At 63.6% G+C, this 14,829-nt stretch carries 19 protein-coding genes; 8 read left to right on the top strand and 11 right to left on the bottom strand.

Annotated features, from left to right (window positions below; translation table 11 throughout):
• Positions 1 to 10: 10 nt before the first annotated feature.
• The 6 genes from ACVWZM_RS38555 to ACVWZM_RS38530 form a co-directional block, all read right to left on the bottom strand.
• Positions 11 to 409 carry a CPBP family intramembrane glutamic endopeptidase gene (locus ACVWZM_RS38555; RefSeq protein ID WP_076834449.1) on the bottom strand — a complete coding sequence of 133 codons (399 nt, stop codon included), beginning with the start codon at positions 407 to 409 and terminating at the stop codon, positions 11 to 13.
• A 38-nt stretch (positions 410 to 447) separates the two neighbouring features.
• Entirely contained in the window at positions 448 to 663 is a 216-nt protein-coding gene (locus ACVWZM_RS38550; RefSeq protein ID WP_076834450.1) for a hypothetical protein, read from the bottom strand.
• Positions 660 to 902, bottom strand: coding sequence for a hypothetical protein (locus ACVWZM_RS38545; RefSeq protein ID WP_076834451.1), 243 nt, complete (start codon positions 900 to 902; stop codon positions 660 to 662). The genes ACVWZM_RS38550 and ACVWZM_RS38545 overlap by 4 nt, the downstream gene beginning before the upstream one ends.
• Positions 903 to 968: 66 nt before the next feature.
• The gene (locus ACVWZM_RS38540; protein WP_076834453.1) at positions 969 to 1,739 is read right to left on the bottom strand and encodes a CPBP family intramembrane glutamic endopeptidase; all 771 of its coding nucleotides are present in this window, start codon (positions 1,737 to 1,739) and stop codon (positions 969 to 971) included.
• A 128-nt stretch (positions 1,740 to 1,867) separates the two neighbouring features.
• Positions 1,868 to 3,511, bottom strand: a complete 1,644-nt coding sequence (locus tag ACVWZM_RS38535) for an acyl-CoA dehydrogenase family protein (RefSeq protein ID WP_456855917.1) — start codon at positions 3,509 to 3,511, stop codon at positions 1,868 to 1,870.
• Positions 3,512 to 3,697: 186 nt separating this feature from the next.
• On the bottom strand, positions 3,698 to 4,432 hold the full coding sequence (locus tag ACVWZM_RS38530) for a M15 family metallopeptidase (protein WP_076834461.1): 735 nt from the start codon (positions 4,430 to 4,432) through the stop codon (positions 3,698 to 3,700).
• 268 nt (positions 4,433 to 4,700) lie between these two features.
• Here ACVWZM_RS38530 and ACVWZM_RS38525 point away from each other — a divergent pair, with 268 nt between their 5' ends.
• The 3 genes from ACVWZM_RS38525 (at position 4,701) to plsY (ending at position 7,782) form a co-directional block, all read left to right on the top strand.
• Positions 4,701 to 5,654 (top strand): aspartate carbamoyltransferase catalytic subunit, encoded by a 954-nt coding sequence (locus ACVWZM_RS38525; RefSeq protein WP_026192854.1) that lies wholly within the window; start codon positions 4,701 to 4,703, stop codon positions 5,652 to 5,654.
• Between the two features lie 5 nt (positions 5,655 to 5,659).
• Entirely contained in the window at positions 5,660 to 6,961 is a 1,302-nt protein-coding gene (locus ACVWZM_RS38520) for a dihydroorotase (RefSeq protein WP_316395008.1), read from the top strand.
• A gap of 224 nt (positions 6,962 to 7,185) precedes the next feature.
• A complete protein-coding gene (gene plsY / locus ACVWZM_RS38515; protein ID WP_076834465.1) occupies positions 7,186 to 7,782 on the top strand; it encodes a glycerol-3-phosphate 1-O-acyltransferase PlsY in 597 nt (198 codons plus the stop codon).
• 125 nt (positions 7,783 to 7,907) lie between these two features.
• Here the strand turns inward: plsY and ACVWZM_RS38510 are convergent, their stop codons facing one another.
• Positions 7,908 to 9,146, bottom strand: coding sequence for an amidase (locus ACVWZM_RS38510; RefSeq protein WP_076834467.1), 1,239 nt, complete (start codon positions 9,144 to 9,146; stop codon positions 7,908 to 7,910).
• A gap of 125 nt (positions 9,147 to 9,271) precedes the next feature.
• Between ACVWZM_RS38510 and ACVWZM_RS38505 the strand changes: the two genes are divergently transcribed.
• Complete coding sequence (locus tag ACVWZM_RS38505) at positions 9,272 to 9,394, top strand: hypothetical protein (protein WP_456855916.1); 123 nt, start codon at positions 9,272 to 9,274, stop codon at positions 9,392 to 9,394.
• Here ACVWZM_RS38505 and ACVWZM_RS38500 read toward each other — a convergent pair.
• Together ACVWZM_RS38500 and ACVWZM_RS38495 are read right to left on the bottom strand one after the other, a co-directional pair.
• A complete protein-coding gene (locus ACVWZM_RS38500; protein WP_253608366.1) occupies positions 9,391 to 9,693 on the bottom strand; it encodes an excalibur calcium-binding domain-containing protein in 303 nt (100 codons plus the stop codon). The genes ACVWZM_RS38505 and ACVWZM_RS38500 overlap by 4 nt on opposite strands.
• 3 nt (positions 9,694 to 9,696) lie before the next feature.
• The gene (locus ACVWZM_RS38495) at positions 9,697 to 9,939 is read right to left on the bottom strand and encodes a DUF6471 domain-containing protein (RefSeq protein WP_456855915.1); all 243 of its coding nucleotides are present in this window, start codon (positions 9,937 to 9,939) and stop codon (positions 9,697 to 9,699) included.
• 105 nt (positions 9,940 to 10,044) lie between these two features.
• On the opposite strand from ACVWZM_RS38495, the gene ACVWZM_RS38490 reads away from it, so the two are divergent.
• From ACVWZM_RS38490 to ACVWZM_RS38480, 3 genes are all read left to right on the top strand, one after another.
• Entirely contained in the window at positions 10,045 to 10,500 is a 456-nt protein-coding gene (locus ACVWZM_RS38490; RefSeq protein ID WP_456855913.1) for a hypothetical protein, read from the top strand.
• A 212-nt stretch (positions 10,501 to 10,712) separates the two neighbouring features.
• Positions 10,713 to 11,006: a hypothetical protein gene (locus ACVWZM_RS38485; RefSeq protein WP_456856882.1), complete on the top strand. Its 294-nt coding sequence runs from the start codon at positions 10,713 to 10,715 to the stop codon at positions 11,004 to 11,006.
• Positions 10,933 to 11,505, top strand: a complete 573-nt coding sequence (locus tag ACVWZM_RS38480; RefSeq protein ID WP_456855912.1) for a DUF2335 domain-containing protein — start codon at positions 10,933 to 10,935, stop codon at positions 11,503 to 11,505. Before ACVWZM_RS38485 ends, ACVWZM_RS38480 begins: the two co-directional genes overlap by 74 nt.
• Here the strand turns inward: ACVWZM_RS38480 and ACVWZM_RS38475 are convergent, their stop codons facing one another.
• Positions 11,506 to 12,495, bottom strand: a complete 990-nt coding sequence (locus tag ACVWZM_RS38475; RefSeq protein WP_456855911.1) for an IS1595 family transposase — start codon at positions 12,493 to 12,495, stop codon at positions 11,506 to 11,508.
• 180 nt (positions 12,496 to 12,675) lie between these two features.
• On the opposite strand from ACVWZM_RS38475, the gene ACVWZM_RS38470 reads away from it, so the two are divergent.
• On the top strand, positions 12,676 to 13,218 hold the full coding sequence (locus tag ACVWZM_RS38470; protein ID WP_456855909.1) for a hypothetical protein: 543 nt from the start codon (positions 12,676 to 12,678) through the stop codon (positions 13,216 to 13,218).
• 35 nt (positions 13,219 to 13,253) lie between these two features.
• Here the strand turns inward: ACVWZM_RS38470 and tnpC are convergent, their stop codons facing one another.
• Positions 13,254 to 14,825 carry an IS66 family transposase gene (gene tnpC / locus ACVWZM_RS38465; RefSeq protein WP_141343446.1) on the bottom strand — a complete coding sequence of 524 codons (1,572 nt, stop codon included), beginning with the start codon at positions 14,823 to 14,825 and terminating at the stop codon, positions 13,254 to 13,256.
• Positions 14,826 to 14,829: the final 4 nt, after the last annotated feature.

The raw sequence follows: 14,829 nt of genomic DNA, 5'->3' as shown, positions 1-14,829 counted from the left end.
ATTCATTGATCTAGATCATAGCACTCGAGGGGGCCGCTGGCATCCTCCAACCTTCCGATGGCTGGCGACGCACCGGCGCTGGTTCCGGATGATGATCACGCCGCAGAGGATCCCGGACATGCCAATCGTGATCGCAGCCGTTGGGCCCTAGGACATACGGGCCTGTCACGAAAAAGATGAATGTGTTGAGGGCGGAATGGATCATGACCGTCGGCCAGGTTGAGTTGCTGCGCCAACGGCAATAGCCCAGCGCCAATCCCATCCCGAATATCTCCAACTTCCCATAAACGTCATACTGTGTGTGGGTCATAGCCCAGACGGCGGCGGTCAAAACGATCGCTCCGATCGGACCCAGAAACGACTCCGACCAGCCGCGATACAAGAAGCCACGAATGAGGAACTCTTCCATGATGGTCCGGCAATGCAGGTACCGATGAGCAGGATCATCTAGCCGCTCGCGCCCTTGACCACGAAGACCGGGTCATCCACCGCGGCCCCCTCGCCACCAACACTCGAATTGATGACCGATTCAACGAGCAGAATGCCGGCAAAGATTGCAAATGCGCGCATGGCTTCGGCCGGGCTCGGCCAGTTGAGCGCGAGATATTCCTCGAACCCGCGGCGAGCCTTCCGGATCGCGATCCAGAGCACGCCGATCGTCAAGGGGCTCGCGATGGTAAGGCCAGCGCCGTACCATCGCCCCTGGGCGGCGAATCCCGCAATTGAGCCGGCGACATTCTGGCTACGCCGTCTTGCGCCGCGATGATGATCGTCATGGCCCAACCTCCAACCAGCGTAAAAACGCCGTAAGCGATTAGGATGACGAATGCCGTCTCCACGAAATCCCAGGTCCGCTGCGGCGGTGCCGGTACCGGCGCGTTGGCATTCTCGAAGTTCGACATATGGGATTCTTCTGCAACAACGTTGCAGCGAAGGTGGGCCTAGCTTCAACCTAGCATAGGGAACTCTCAGCCCGCCAGCCACCAGGTCTGGATCGTCGCCGCGAAATTGTTCAGCCCGTGCAGCAGGATGGTCAGCCAGGTCGATCCGGTGCGGAAGCGCAAATAGCCGAACAGGAGGCCGATCGTCAGCACCTGGCAGAGGAAGAACCAGTCGTACTGCAGGTGCATCACCGTCCAGACGATCGACGACAGCAGGATCGCGCCATAGGGTCCGAGCGCGGATTCCGACCAGCCGCGGTAGAGCCAGCCGCGCGCGAACAGTTCCTCCCAGAGCGGCGCGGCCACGGCGAAGGCGATCACCAGGAGCCACAGCGCGCTGTGCTCCTGCGCCGATTTCAGCACGTCGCCCATGAAGCCCGGCGACACCTCGCGGCCGGCGGCGCGGGACACCATGTCCCAGGCTCCGACCAGCACGACGAGCGCGACGACGCCGATGATCACGTTCTTCCACGACGTCCCGCGCAGCCCGAGGTAATCGGCGAACGGGATCCGGGTCCGGCGGATCGCGAACCACAGCACCAGCAACACCATCGGCAGGCCGGCGAGGACCGAGAGCGAGATCGTCAGGCCGTCGGCGACCACATGGGTGATGCCGGCCGTCGACACCTCCCCGCCCTGCGCGACGATGCGCCAGACGATGACCGTGACCTGGCCGACGAACATCGCGGCGAAGATCAACAGGCCCCACAGCGCGGTGCCCCAGAATTTCCAGACCCGCGGGGGGAGCGGCGGCGGTTCGATCGCGGCAGTCGCGTCTTGCGGCGTGAGAGAATCCATCAGCGAACCTCGGCTCTATCAATTCGTCATGGCCGGGCTTGTCCCGGCCATCCACGTCTTTCCTTGCCCTGTCGAAGCAAAGACGTGGATGCCCGGCACAAGGCCGGGCATGACGGTGGTCAATGTGGTCATGGCAGCGCCCGCGCCAGCAGCGCGCGCTGATTGGCATCGGATAAGTCCACCGCGCCGTACATGCCGGCGTGGCGTTCGGCAAGCCGTGTCACCGCGAACAGTTCGGCGTTTTTCGGCGAGACCTGGTTGAGCGCCGCGGTTGCTGCCAGGAGCGCCAGCTGCTCGACCGCAAGCCGCGCGACGCGCTCGCTGTCCGGCCGCCGGAACGACTGCCCGATCGAGGCAACAGCCTCGGCGGCGCCGGGCAGGCCCCTGGTCTCCTCGGCGAGCGCGCGCAGCACCGCGAGTGCGGCGTCAGCCTCGCGGCCGAGCGCGCGCAGCACGTCGAGGCACATCACGTTGCCGGACCCCTCCCAAATCGCGTTGACCGGCGACTCCCGGTAATGGCGCGCCAAAATGCCTTCCTCGACATAGCCATTGCCGCCGAGGCACTCCATCGCCTCATAGAGGAAGCCGGGCGCGCTCTTGCAGGTCCAGTATTTGATCGCCGGCGTCAGCAGCCGCATATAGGCGGCCTCGCCCGCATCGGCCGGCGCGCGATCGAAGGCACGGCAGAGCCGCATCACCAGCGCGATCGACGCCTCGACATGCAGCGCCATGTCCGACAGCACCGCCTGCATCAGCGGCTGGTCGGCGAGATGCTTCTGGAACACGCTGCGGTGCCGCGCGTGATGGAGCGCATGCGCCAGCCCCGAGCGCATCAGCCCGGCGGATGCGATCGCGCAGTCCTGCCGCGTCAGCTGCACCATCTGGATGATGGTGCGGATGCCCTTGCCCTCCTCGCCGATCAGCTCGGCATAAGCGCCGTGGAATTCGACCTCCGACGAGGCATTGGAGCGGTTGCCGAGCTTGTCCTTCAGGCGCTGGAAGTGGATCGCGTTGACCGTGCCGTCGGGCGCAAAGCGCGGCATGAAGAAGCAGCTCAGCCCATTCATGGTCTGCGCCAGCACCAGGAAGGCGTCGCACATCGGCGCCGACATGAACCATTTGTGCCCGGTGATGCGCCAGGCCCCGCCGTCGCGCTCGGCGCGCGTCATGTTGGCGCGCACATCCGTGCCGCCCTGCTTTTCCGTCATGCCCATGCCGAGGGTCATGCCGCGCTTGGTCCACCACGGCGCAAAGGTGGGATCGTAGGCGCGCGTTCCGATCACCGGCATCGTCTTCGCCAGAATGTCCGGCTGCGAGGCCAGCGCCGCGACCGAGGCGCGCGTCATCGTGATCGGGCAGAGATGGCCGGTCTCGACCTGGGAAGCGATGTAGAACTTTGCCGCACGCACCACCTCGGCCGCTCCGCCGGCCGGCTTGCCGTCGGCGCTCCAGGTCGAATTGTGCACGCCGGCATGCGCGGAGTGCGCCATCAGCTCGTGATAGGCCGGATGAACCTCGACCTCGTCGCGGCGATTGCCCCTGGCATCGAACAAGCGCAGCTTCGGTGTGTGCTCGTTGGCGATGCGTCCGCGCTCCGCCATCGCGTCCGAGCCCCAATGCTTGCCGAAATCCGACAGCTCAGCCGTTGCCGCCGCCCCGCCATTGGCGGCAACCGCCGCGGCGAGCGGCGCATCCACCGTGAACAGGTCGACATTTTCGAACGGCGGCGACTGGTTGAAGACGTCGTGGGTGGCAAACGGAGCCTGCGTCATGGTCTCCTCGGCAACTGGTCTGCACGCATGCGGCCGGGACAACCGGCCTCTTCCGGCCGGGATCACGGGCCAGCCGCGGCGCGATGGAATCGGAGGATCATAAGCCTGCGAGCCGACGCGGGGCAGCGAAAAGTACACGTCCGCTGGATGCTTCCATGCTTTAGATGCTTACTTCTCGAAAACGCGCTACCGCGCCCGGACGATCGGGAAGTCGTAGGCCGGCCCGCCTGCCCGCGGCAGCGAAAAGTGCCACCATTCCTTGGCATAGTTCGCGAACCCTTGCCGGGCCATCGCCGCGACCAGCATGGCGCGCCAGCGCCTCTGCGCAGGCGTGATCGAGCCCGTCGCGGTGTGGGCCTTCAGGTCGGAACAATCGTAACCGGTGCCCATGTCGACGCTGCCCTCCGGAGCGCGCGTGGCGGCTGGCGCGGTGCAGTCGGCATAGTCCCTGGCCGGATCGAACTTGCGCGAATTGTCGGCGCCAAGATCGACCAGCGTGAGATCGACCGCGGCCCCTGTCGAATGGCCCGAATGGGTGGCGATGTAGCCGAGGCGGAACAGGTCCGCCTTCGAAAAGGCCGGGTTGTAGCGCCGCTCGGCGGCGGTCTCGGTGCCGTTCTTCGACCATGCCACCATGTCGGCGACAGCGCGGGCCGGCCGGTAGCAATCGAACATCTTCAGCGACAGTCTTTGCCGGGCCAGTTCCTGTTGCACGGCCTTGAGCCTGAGCCCGACCTCCCGCTTCACCACGCATTCCGCCGCGCCATAGCCCGCGATCGGCCGCCCCATGAAATTGTTCGCGCCGGCGTAGCGGATGTCCTGGATGATGGTCGGATCGATGTCGCGAAGGAACGCGAAGTCGCCGGGCAAGTTCTGAGCGAAGGCAGGCGAGATCGCCCCCGGGATCAATGCGATGGCCATCCATGCGATCACGACAATTTTCACGAGGTCTCGCTCCGGCGTCACGGCCGGGTATAGCCCGTCAGGAGGACGGCGTCGCTGCCGCTCCGCCTGTGCCCCGCCATCCACGTCTTGTTCCGGAAACCCCCGCAAAAGCAAGGCGCGGATGTCCCGCGGCGAGCCCCGGCAGCACCGCCGGGAAGGCGGCGACATCTTACTCGGGGAAAACTCCCGCGAGCCCTCTTCGCGCTTGCCCCACCGGCCATCCGCGCCTATAGCTCTCGCTTTAATGACCCCATCATTGAAATCGACTTTTGTCCTCGGTCACCGGCATCTGCTGGGCATCGAGGGCCTTTCCGCTGACGACATCACGGGCCTGCTCGACCTCTCCGAGGAGTATGTCGAGCTCAACCGCCAGGTCGACAAGAAGCGCGCCAGCCTGCGCGGCCGTACCCAGGTCAATCTGTTCTTCGAGGCCTCGACCCGGACCCAGTCCTCGTTCGAGATCGCCGGAAAACGCCTGGGCGCCGACGTCATGAACATGTCGGTGTCATCGATGTCGACCCGCAAGGGCGAGACCTTGATGGACACCGCGGTGACACTGAACGCGATGCACCCGGACATTCTCGTGGTACGCCACCACGCCTCCGGCGCGGTCGAGCTTCTGGCGCGCAAGGTTGACGGTTCCGTGATCAACGCCGGCGACGGCAGCCACGAGCACCCGACCCAGGCGCTGCTCGACGCCCTGACGATCCGCCGCAACAAGGGCCGGCTCGAGGGGCTGACGATCGCGATCTGCGGCGACGTGCTGCATTCGCGCGTGGCGCGCTCCAACATCTTCCTGCTCAACACCATGGGCGCGCGCGTCCGCGTGGTGGCCCCCTCCACGCTGCTGCCGCCCGGCATCGAGCGGATGGGCGTCGAGGTCGCGCGCGACATGCGCGAGGGGCTGAACGGCGCCGACATCGTGATGATGCTGCGGCTGCAGCGTGAGCGCATGAACGGCTCCTTCGTGCCGTCGTCGGGCGAGTATTTCCACTATTTCGGCCTCGACCAGAAGAAGCTCGGCTATGCCAAGCCGGATGCGCTGGTGATGCATCCCGGCCCGATGAACCGCGGTGTCGAGATCGACACCTTCGTCGCCGACGGCGCGCAGTCGCTGATCCGTGAACAAGTTGAAATGGGTGTGGCAGTGCGCATGGCGGTGCTGGAAGCGCTCGCCCGCAACCTGCCGAACGCGTGAGACCGATGCTGACCGACCGCCGCCCCATCCTGCTCGCCAACGCCCGCGTCATCGATCCGTCGCGCGATTTCGACGGTCCGGGCGATGTCCTGATTGCCGACGGCGTGATCCGTGACGCCAAGCGCGGCATCGGCGCCGCCGGCGTCCCCGAAGGCACCGACATCGTCAATTGCGCCGGCAAGATCGTGGCCCCCGGCCTGATCGACATGCGCGCCTTTGTCGGCGAGCCCGGCGCCAGCCACCGCGAGACTTTCGCCTCCGCCAGCCAGGCCGCCGCGGCCGGCGGCATCACCACCATCATCTGCCAGCCCGACACCTCGCCGGTGATCGACAATTCGGCGACCGTCGACTTCGTGCTGCGCCGGGCCCGCGACACCGCGATCGTCAACATCCATCCGATGGCGGCGCTGACCAAGAGCATGCAGGGCCAGGAGATGACCGAGATCGGCCTGCTCAAGGCCGCCGGCGCCGTCGCCTTCACCGACGGCGACCGCAGCGTCACCAACGCCCAGGTGATGCGGCGTGCGCTGACCTATGCCCGCGATTTCGACGCGCTGATCGTGCATCACACCGAGGATCCGAATCTGGTGGGCGAAGGCGTGATGAACGAGGGCGAATTCGCCACAAGGCTCGGCCTCGCCGGCATTCCCACCGCGGCCGAGTCGATCATGCTCGAACGCGACATGCGGCTCGCAGGCTTGACCGGCGGGCGCTATCACGCAGCCTCGCTGACCTCGATCGAGTCGCTGGAGATCCTCAAGCGCGCCCGCGACGCCGGCCACAATGTCTCGGCCTCGGTCTCGATCAATCACGTGACGCTGAACGAGAACGACATCGGCCCCTACCGCACCTTCCTCAAGCTGGCCCCGCCGCTGCGCACCGAGGAGGACCGCAAGGCGCTGGTCGCGGCGCTGGCCTCCGGGCTGATCGACGTCGTGATGAGCGACCACAATCCGCAGGACGTCGAGGTCAAGCGGCTGCCGTTCGCGGAAGCGGCGAGCGGCGCAGTCGGCCTGCAGACCATGCTGCCGGCGGCGCTGCGGCTGATCCACAATGGCGAGATGGACTTCAAGACGCTGATCCGGGCGATGTCGACACGGCCGGCGGAGCTGCTCGGCCTGCCCGGCGGCACGCTGCGCGCGGGCGCGCCGGCCGACGTCATCGTGATCGACGCCGACACGCCCTGGGTCCTCGACCGCGACGATCTCAAATCACTGTGCAAGAACACGCCGTTCGACGACGCCCGCTTCTCGGGCCGCGTGACGCGGACGATCGTCGGCGGACGGACCGTTTACGAGCACGTCTGAAACTGGGGTGGAACTTAGCGCGACGCGAGTTGCGACATCGCTTCCATCGTTGTGCCAACGACGATGGCCGCGACGTAAACGACAAAGAAAAACTGCTCCAGCCGCCTGCGAACAGAAGCCATGATAAGCTCCCTCATTACCAAGGCCATGGTGCGGATTTATGGTTAATATTTCATTGACGGCACTGCCCCGTTCGGGCCGGACCGCTCCAGGGAACCACTGCGATGTCTGCTGATGGGCTGCTGCCGCTCGCCTTCCTGATCGGCTACCTGCTGGGCTCGATCCCGTTCGGCATGGTGCTGACCAGGATGGCCGGCACGCAGGATCTGCGCACGGTCGGCTCGGGCAATATCGGCGCCACCAATGTGCTGCGCACCGGCCGCAAGGGCCTCGCCGCGGCGACGCTGCTCGGCGACATGTTGAAGGGCACCGTCGCCGTCATCATCGCCGGCACCATCGACGGCCCGAACGCGGCGATGCTGGCGGCGCTGGGGGCTTTCCTCGGCCACCTCTTCCCGGTCTGGCTCAAGTTTCGCGGCGGCAAGGGTGTCGCGACCTATCTCGGCGTGCTGCTCGGCCTGTTCTGGCCGGCGGCGCTGATCTTCGCCGTGATCTGGCTCGGCACCGCCTACACCACGCGCTACTCGTCGCTGTCGGCGCTGATCGCCGCGTTCGTGACGCCGCTGTTCCTGTGGTGGTTCGGCCATAACGCGCTCGCCTCGCTGTTCGCCGTGCTGACGCTGCTGCTGTTCTACATGCACCGCGAGAACATCCAGCGCCTGCAGGCCGGTACCGAGGGCAAGATCGGCGAGCGGAAGTGACGTATGTCATTCCGGGGCATCGCGCAACGATGAACCTCAGGTGCGCAATTGCGCACCGGGGAATCCAGAAGTTGTGGGGCGAGATTCCGGGTTCGATGCGGCGCATCGCCCCGGAATGACCAAGCCTACCGCTTCAGCGCGTCCTCGACAAAGCTCGCGGCCGCCAGCGCTTTGGCATCATAGCCAAAACCCGCGATCACGGTCACGCCGACCGGCAATCCGCCCTCGGCGGTCAGCGTCGGCACGTTGACGCAGGGCACGCCCAACAAGGTCCAGAGCCGGTTGTAACGGGGATCGCCGGTCGACGCCAAACCCTCGGGTGCCGCGCCCGGTGCCGACAGCGTCACGAGCACGTCGACCTCGGTGAGAACAGCAGCCAGCGCCTGCCGTGCGCGCAGCGTGACGTCCATCGCCGCGTCGTATTCCGCCGGCGTACCACCCTTGCTCTCGTCGAGCCGGCCGCGCAGCAGCGGCGGCATCGCATCGTAGTTCTGGCCGTATTCCCAGGCGAACGACTGATGCGCCTCGAACTCCTGCACCACCGGATGGATCCGCCACGCCTCCGCGACGACCTCGGGCATCGCGAGTTCGCGCACGGTCGCACCGGCCTGCTCCGCCGCACGCGCGGCCTTCTGCAACGCCTCCGCGCCGGAAGGTTCAGGCGCGCCGGCGAAGGCCTGCGTGACGACGCCGATGCGCGGCGCGGAAACCTTCGACGGCACCACCAGCTCGGGCCGCTTCGTCATCGCAGCGAGCCCCAGCGCGACGTCGCGCACGCCGGCGCCGAACAGCCCGACGGTATCGAGCGTCCAGGAGAAGCATTTCACGCCGACGGTCGGCAGCAGCCGGTAGCTCGGCTTGATCGCGGCGACGCCGCAGAACGAGGCCGGCCGGATCACCGAGCCGCCGGTCTGCGTGCCGAGCGCCAGCGGGATCATCCCGGCGGCGACCGCGGCGGCCGAGCCCGACGACGAGCCGCCCGGCGTGTGCGCGTGATTGTGCGGATTGAGCGTTGCGGTCGGATCGTTCGCCGCGAATGCCGTCGTCGTGGTCTTGCCGATGATGGTGGCGCCGGCCTGCTTCAGCGCCATCACGACCGGAGCGTCGGCGCGCGGCCGATGCCCGCGATAGATCGCGGCGCCCATCTCGGTCGGGAGGTCAGCGGTATCGATGATGTCCTTGATGCCGACTGCAATTCCACGCAGCGGCCCGGCCTGTTGCCCACGCGCCGTCTCGTCGAGGCGGACGAAGGCGCCGATAGTCTTGTCCTGCGCCGCGATCGCGTCCCGCGTCTGCGTGATGGCGACATCGGTGGACAATTCGCCGGAGGCGATGCGGCGTTGGAGATCGGCAAGCGAAATCATCGGCGGACTTCCTGTTTCTTGACGGTTTTTGGCGGCTTCTTGCCAAGCGCTTTTAGCGCGTCGCGCGCGGCTGCGCCAATGTCGCAGGTGATCACAATCTCAGGTTGGGCGAAGCTGGGCCCCGTATGCATGACCGCTCGCCCAGCCCTCCAAAACTCACCGACACCGAACGGCTCAACCGCCTGCGGCTGATCCGCTCCGACAATGTCGGCCCGCGCGGTATTATGGCGCAAACGCCACAAGGCTAAAATCGACGAAAATTCTCACATGCAACGCCATCATCGTCGGCATCGTGCTTGGACCAATAGCCCGGTTCGCCTCGGCGGGATGGAGCCAAGCCAACGGCGCGTGCAGCCGCACAATTTGGAAACGCCGCGATATGCTTGAATAGCAAAAGCGGATGCCAAGAGATTTGGCACAGGACGGCCCAGCATAAGGCGGCCCCAGCGATGGCAGATATAGCCGCGACGGCCGCATAACTTAGATATGGGGACTGTGGCGACGGCAATCGAGGGCGTGGCCGAAATTGGATTACACGCCTCGCCATGCCTCAAATCTCCTCCAAAATCACCTGTTCAAGCTCCAGCGCTGCAACGCACGCAAGAAAGAAGATCGCTGTAAACGATCCGCGCTTGAGCTTCATGGTGATCCCAGCCTCGGTTTCATCCTTGAGGCCGTGCTTCTTCAGCCGCCTAGCCAACTCGGCATAGGTCACGTCGGCTTTCTTCATCTCAGCTTTCAGGAAGGCGCTCGCGCGCTCCCCCCATTCCTTTTCCGCCTTGGGTAGGACCATGGCGTCTCCTATCGATTACGTGAGCTAACAAATATGATAGACCTGCCTTGACTTCCGGTCAAACGGTTCATATTCGTTAGCTATCATATTCGATAGGATGCAGCAATGCGCGGCAGACCGACGAAAGACCCTCACACCCGACCGGCCATCAACACGCTTGAACGGCTCCATATGGAGCTGGGCGGCCAGATACTCGCCAACCGGCAACAGCATGACGCCCTGAGCGAGCGGATGCGGCACGTTGAGGCCGTCATCAAGATGCTGGACCCCAGCTACAACCTGGGGCGGATCGCGGTGAAGCGGCGGAAGCCCAACCCGTGGTTCAAGCGCGGCACCCTCTACAGGCGGGCGCTGGACGTGCTCAGGACGGCCACCGCGCCGATGACCACGACGGACCTAGCGAAGGCCGTTCTAGCTGCCCATGGCGTGCAGGACGCGACCGGCGACGACGTGCAGGGAATCGCGCTGGGCATCCAGCACAGCCTCAAGAATCATGAGGGAAAGGCCGTGGAGCGTGTTGGCGAGGCCAGTCCGGCGCGGTGGCAGATTGTCGCTCAATAGTGATTTTGCCTATAGAAGGGCTCGATTCTCGCTGGCGGCAACCAGATTAAATCGCGCTAACCTACTGGTGCAGCCTTGCGAAAGGCCTATATTTTGCATAATAGAAGGCACGAGGTAGCAGGTTCGGAGAGGAACTGCGCCGTGGCGACTATGTTAACCCCGCGACAATACTTCCCTCGCATTGTCGAGCCCACGGTGCGATTCTGAGCGCTATGACCCGCAAGAGCACACATCACTACGTGACGTTCAGCGCCATTCAGGACGTGTTGCAGTCGCGCGCCTTCTGGGAAGGCGTCGCCGTTGGCTTCGCGCCGCAGCGATATATTTGCAACTTAAATTATACATACAACTTGCACGAAACCGTCAACTCCGCTTATGACTCATGGCGGGAGGTCGGTGATTTGTTGAATTCGGCCTGCCGCGATTTTGAGCATGGCCAAATCCCCGCCCCAGAAGCCGACCCAGAACGAAAACGAACCGACAGGCTCCGCGCTATCGCGGACTGACGAAGCCGTAGCAGTTCGGGAGAAGGTTGAGCAAGTCATCGGCCCCATAGTTGGGGGAAGTCAGCGCGTTCAGGTAGTCGAGCGCGTTACTCAGATGATTACGTCGGAGCGCTTTCGAGGGCCGCTTCCCCATCCCCGCCATCTGCAAGCCTATGAAGAGACCTGTAGTGGCTCCGCCGATCGAATAATTCGAATGGCGGAAATCGCGCAAGAGCGTCGCGAGACACGACGCGACAAGGCGCTCGATCACGAATTTTCGGATCGGCGGCTCGGTATGCTTCTAGGCTTCGCCGCGTTGCTCGCTCTATTGGTCGCCGGGACCATTTTGGTTGTCTGTGGCGACAAGGCTATTGGTGGCACGCTTTTGGGTGCAGGTGTCCTTGGCACTGTCGTTGGGACGTTCGTACACGGAAGAAGGTCCGGAGAGCCTGCGGAGAAGGAAAAGAAGGAAAAGCCGGACGGTCCTGTGCAAGGCGGCAAGCCTGAGCATAGCGAATAATCACCCCTCAATGTGCCGCTGCCAGTAGCCGGTGAAGTCAACCGACTTACCGCGCTTCAAGGCCAGCCCGGCAATCCGGCTCACCTGATCCCCGTTTGAGACCCGGCGATTGTCCTCACGCCATGAGGACTCCTGCGCATACCGGAGCAGGTACGCGCCAGCGATGTGGTGGTGGATACCGATCTCCGCGCGACGCAGGCGGCTGAAATACTCCTCAGCCTGATTGGTGCAAGCGCCGTCGAGGCTGTACGCCTCCTGATGATTGATCCGGCGCATCTCGAAACGCTCATGCAGGCCATCCCAAGAGGCGGCTTCGTCGGCGTTGACTACTGTCCCCTTGGCAATGCGGGCCTTGATGAAAGCAGCGGCTTGGCTCTCGGAGCCGAACACGGCCGGGACTGAGTTGCCGCCGCGCTCGCGCACGATCACGACAACCTTGCGCTTGCCGTTCTGGTTACGGGCAAAGCGGCGGTCAATGCGATCCTCTTTCAGGTTGGCGGGCTTCACGTAGCCGCCGAAGTAGCCGCCATCGACTTCCGCAGTCTTGCCTTCGCCGCCGACGACACGGTCCTTCATTTCCTCAGCCATCGCCTCACGGAGCTTATGCAGGAGCACGAATGCGGACTTGTAGGACAGCCCCAGGTCCCGGCTGAGCGCGAGTGCGGACTTGCCCTTCACCTCGTTGCAGAACACCGCAATGGCGGCCAGATAGCCGCGCAGGGGCAGCTTGTGGCTGGCGAACAGCGTACCGCTGGTGATGGTGAAGTCCTTCTTGCAGCCCTTACAGCGGAAGCGCAGGGAGCCGTTCGGGCGGCGGGCTTCGTAAGCCTCTACGGAGCCGCAGGAAGGGCATACAGGAGCGCCAGCGGTAAAAGCCCAACGGATGGCCTTGAAGGCCGTCTCGGCTTCCGCGTCGGTCATGCGGAAGACCTGAGCCAAGCTCAGGGTCTTTGCCGCTTTGCTGAGGAGGAAGTGTTGAGACACAGCCATTACCTAACGAATATGATAGGTAACGAATATGATAGGCTTTGCTTCAGGTCAAGAAATCTATCGTTTTCGTTAGGTCACGAATCCGTTAGATTGCAATGCGGTAATAGTTTTTGGGTGTATTGCGGCCCAATAACCCGAAAAGGTAGTATCGTTGGATATTTAGGACTTTTGGGGCTGGTAATGCTCAAGCGGAATTGGGCGCTAATCGCGCTCGTTTATCTTGCGTTTGCTGAAGTTTTGAGTTGGGGGCCTGTGCCGGATTTATCGCTGTGTCTGATAAAGCCAGAGCACGGTCAGCAAGCCACCAATCACGATGATAAGAAATACTGCCCCGCCTTTCACACGGGAGTAATCGCCTCTCTCGACGCGCTCGACGGATTCCTTGAACATCACGACAAAAGCGTGGTCGGAGGATTCACTATCGTTCTTGCCATTTCCACCATTGGTCTTTGGCTGGCCACCAATAAGCTTTGGAGGGCCGGAGAACGGCAATTTGAGCTTCTGGCCCAAACCGCTGCCGATCAATCCCGCGATATGGGAGCGTCTATCGCAATCGCTAAAAATGCTGCTGATGCATCGTCGAAGCAAACAGAAGCCTTGCAGCATCAGTTGGCCTTGTTGGAAATGGATCAGCGACCTTGGCTCAAGGCTCAATTTGAAATCATAAAACCGCTCGTCTTTGGTAAGCGCGATTTTCCGCGCACGTTGTCGGCCGCGATTTGACGGATGGCCTTCGTATCGGGGCGATGCTGAGCCGTTCAGGCAGTGGCCGCTTTGGGGAAGTTGAAGGGCAACAGGTCAGCGATATCGGCGTTGTCCACGCGCTGAGGCAACTCGGTGAGCACATGGCGCAGCCATGTTAACGGCTCGACACGTGAGGCGCGGCAGGTCAGCATTAGGCTGTAGACGACGGCGCTGGCCCTGGCTCCGTCGACGGTGTCGCTGAACAGCCAGCTTTTTCGGCCGGTGGCAAAAACCCTGATGTCGCGCTCCAGAAGATTGTTGTCGATCGGCATCCTGCCATCTTCGGTGTAACGCGTCAGATAGTCCCATTGGTTCCGGGTGTAAGATACGGCGTCGCCAAGCTTGCTGTCCGGCAGGACCTTCGGGGCGATTTGATCGAGCCATTCCTTGAGGGCGTTCAGGACAGGAATGCTGTGTTGCTGGCGGAAGCGACGGATGCATTGATCCGGCGTTTCGTCTCTGTCCGGTTTCTCGTCCCGCGCCTGCCTTTCAACCCGGTAGAGCTGCTCGAAGAACCGCAGCGCCTGCTCGGGCGGCCCGCCGCCCTTCTTTCTCGCTTTGAGGGCGTCGACAAAACGCCGCCGGGAGTGGGCCATGCATCCAATGTGGGTGGCCCCTTCCAGCGTGCGCCATGCGCTATAGCCGTCACTCATCACGATGCCACGGTAATCGCCGAGGAAGACCTGCGGGTGGATTTGGCCGCGGCCCGGCTGATAATCCAGAAGAACGATCGGCTCGTGACTATCCTTGCCGCTGCGATACGCCCACATGTACGATGTGCTGGTGGCCGCTTTGTCCTTCTCCTTGAGGACCTGAACCGTCGTCTCGTCGCCATGGATGAGAGGCTGCGATCTGAGCCGCAGCTTCAGGGCGTCATAAATGCGATGCAGATGCTTCTCGCTCGAGCCGATCACCCAGTGGCCCAAAGCGCCGCGGCTGACAGGAACGCCTGCGCGTTCGAAGGCCTGCGCCAAGCGGTAGAGCGGCGTGCCGTCGACATATTTGTGAACCAGCGCGAACGCCAGCGTCGAGGCCGTGGCAACGCTGCCCGGCAACGGCTGCGTCGGCATCGGCGCGGTCACGACAGGGGCGTTGATCCCGGTGCGATCGCAATGGCGGCAGGCATATTTGAAGCGCACATTCTGTAAAACCTTCGCCTTCACCTCGATATGAAGTTGCTCGGTGACAGCCTCGCCCATGCGATGCATCTGGCCACGGCAGCAAGGACACGCCTTCTGATCGTCGGGCAGGTCATACTCGACGCGCTCGCGCGGCAGGTTTGCCGGCAGCGGCCTGCGGCCGCGCTTCTTTCCCGTCGTGCTTTCGACCGATGGCAGACCCGTGTCCGGAAGTTCGGCGGTATCGTTCGTTTCGCTGCCGGCGTCATCCTCATCGGCGGCCTGCTCGGCTTCATTGAAGAGACGGTCGACGTGCTTTTCGCTGCGCGGCGCAAAACGATGCAGGCGTGCCAGCGCCAGTTCTTCCTCCAGCTTGACGACGCGCTCCGTGAGCTGACGATTCTCCGCCTCCAGCGCGGCAATGCGCGCCAACAGCACCTCGACACTCGGATTGCCGGTTCGATTCATCGGA

The sequence above is a fragment of the Bradyrhizobium sp. USDA 4501 genome (assembly GCF_054062115.1).
This window is presented reverse-complemented; position numbering and strand designations above follow the sequence as displayed.

Excerpts from the sequence above, each read along its gene's own strand:
- ACVWZM_RS38555 (WP_076834449.1), bottom strand. The coding sequence starts at position 409 with ATGGAAGAGTTCCTCATTCGTGGCTTCTTGTATCGCGGCTGGTCGGAG.
- ACVWZM_RS38545 (WP_076834451.1), bottom strand. The coding sequence starts at position 902 with ATGTCGAACTTCGAGAATGCCAACGCGCCGGTACCGGCACCGCCGCAG.
- ACVWZM_RS38540 (WP_076834453.1), bottom strand. The coding sequence starts at position 1,739 with ATGGATTCTCTCACGCCGCAAGACGCGACTGCCGCGATCGAACCGCCG.
- ACVWZM_RS38535 (WP_456855917.1), bottom strand. The coding sequence starts at position 3,511 with ATGACGCAGGCTCCGTTTGCCACCCACGACGTCTTCAACCAGTCGCCG.
- ACVWZM_RS38530 (WP_076834461.1), bottom strand. The coding sequence starts at position 4,432 with ATGGCCATCGCATTGATCCCGGGGGCGATCTCGCCTGCCTTCGCTCAG.
- ACVWZM_RS38525 (WP_026192854.1), top strand. The coding sequence starts at position 4,701 with ATGACCCCATCATTGAAATCGACTTTTGTCCTCGGTCACCGGCATCTG.
- ACVWZM_RS38520 (WP_316395008.1), top strand. The coding sequence starts at position 5,660 with ATGCTGACCGACCGCCGCCCCATCCTGCTCGCCAACGCCCGCGTCATC.
- plsY (WP_076834465.1), top strand. The coding sequence starts at position 7,186 with ATGTCTGCTGATGGGCTGCTGCCGCTCGCCTTCCTGATCGGCTACCTG.
- ACVWZM_RS38510 (WP_076834467.1), bottom strand. The coding sequence starts at position 9,146 with ATGATTTCGCTTGCCGATCTCCAACGCCGCATCGCCTCCGGCGAATTG.
- ACVWZM_RS38505 (WP_456855916.1), top strand. The coding sequence starts at position 9,272 with ATGCATGACCGCTCGCCCAGCCCTCCAAAACTCACCGACACCGAACGG.
- ACVWZM_RS38500 (WP_253608366.1), bottom strand. The coding sequence starts at position 9,693 with ATGGCGAGGCGTGTAATCCAATTTCGGCCACGCCCTCGATTGCCGTCG.
- ACVWZM_RS38495 (WP_456855915.1), bottom strand. The coding sequence starts at position 9,939 with ATGGTCCTACCCAAGGCGGAAAAGGAATGGGGGGAGCGCGCGAGCGCC.
- ACVWZM_RS38490 (WP_456855913.1), top strand. The coding sequence starts at position 10,045 with ATGCGCGGCAGACCGACGAAAGACCCTCACACCCGACCGGCCATCAAC.
- ACVWZM_RS38485 (WP_456856882.1), top strand. The coding sequence starts at position 10,713 with ATGACCCGCAAGAGCACACATCACTACGTGACGTTCAGCGCCATTCAG.
- ACVWZM_RS38480 (WP_456855912.1), top strand. The coding sequence starts at position 10,933 with ATGGCCAAATCCCCGCCCCAGAAGCCGACCCAGAACGAAAACGAACCG.
- ACVWZM_RS38475 (WP_456855911.1), bottom strand. The coding sequence starts at position 12,495 with ATGGCTGTGTCTCAACACTTCCTCCTCAGCAAAGCGGCAAAGACCCTG.
- ACVWZM_RS38470 (WP_456855909.1), top strand. The coding sequence starts at position 12,676 with ATGCTCAAGCGGAATTGGGCGCTAATCGCGCTCGTTTATCTTGCGTTT.
- tnpC (WP_141343446.1), bottom strand. The coding sequence starts at position 14,825 with ATGAATCGAACCGGCAATCCGAGTGTCGAGGTGCTGTTGGCGCGCATT.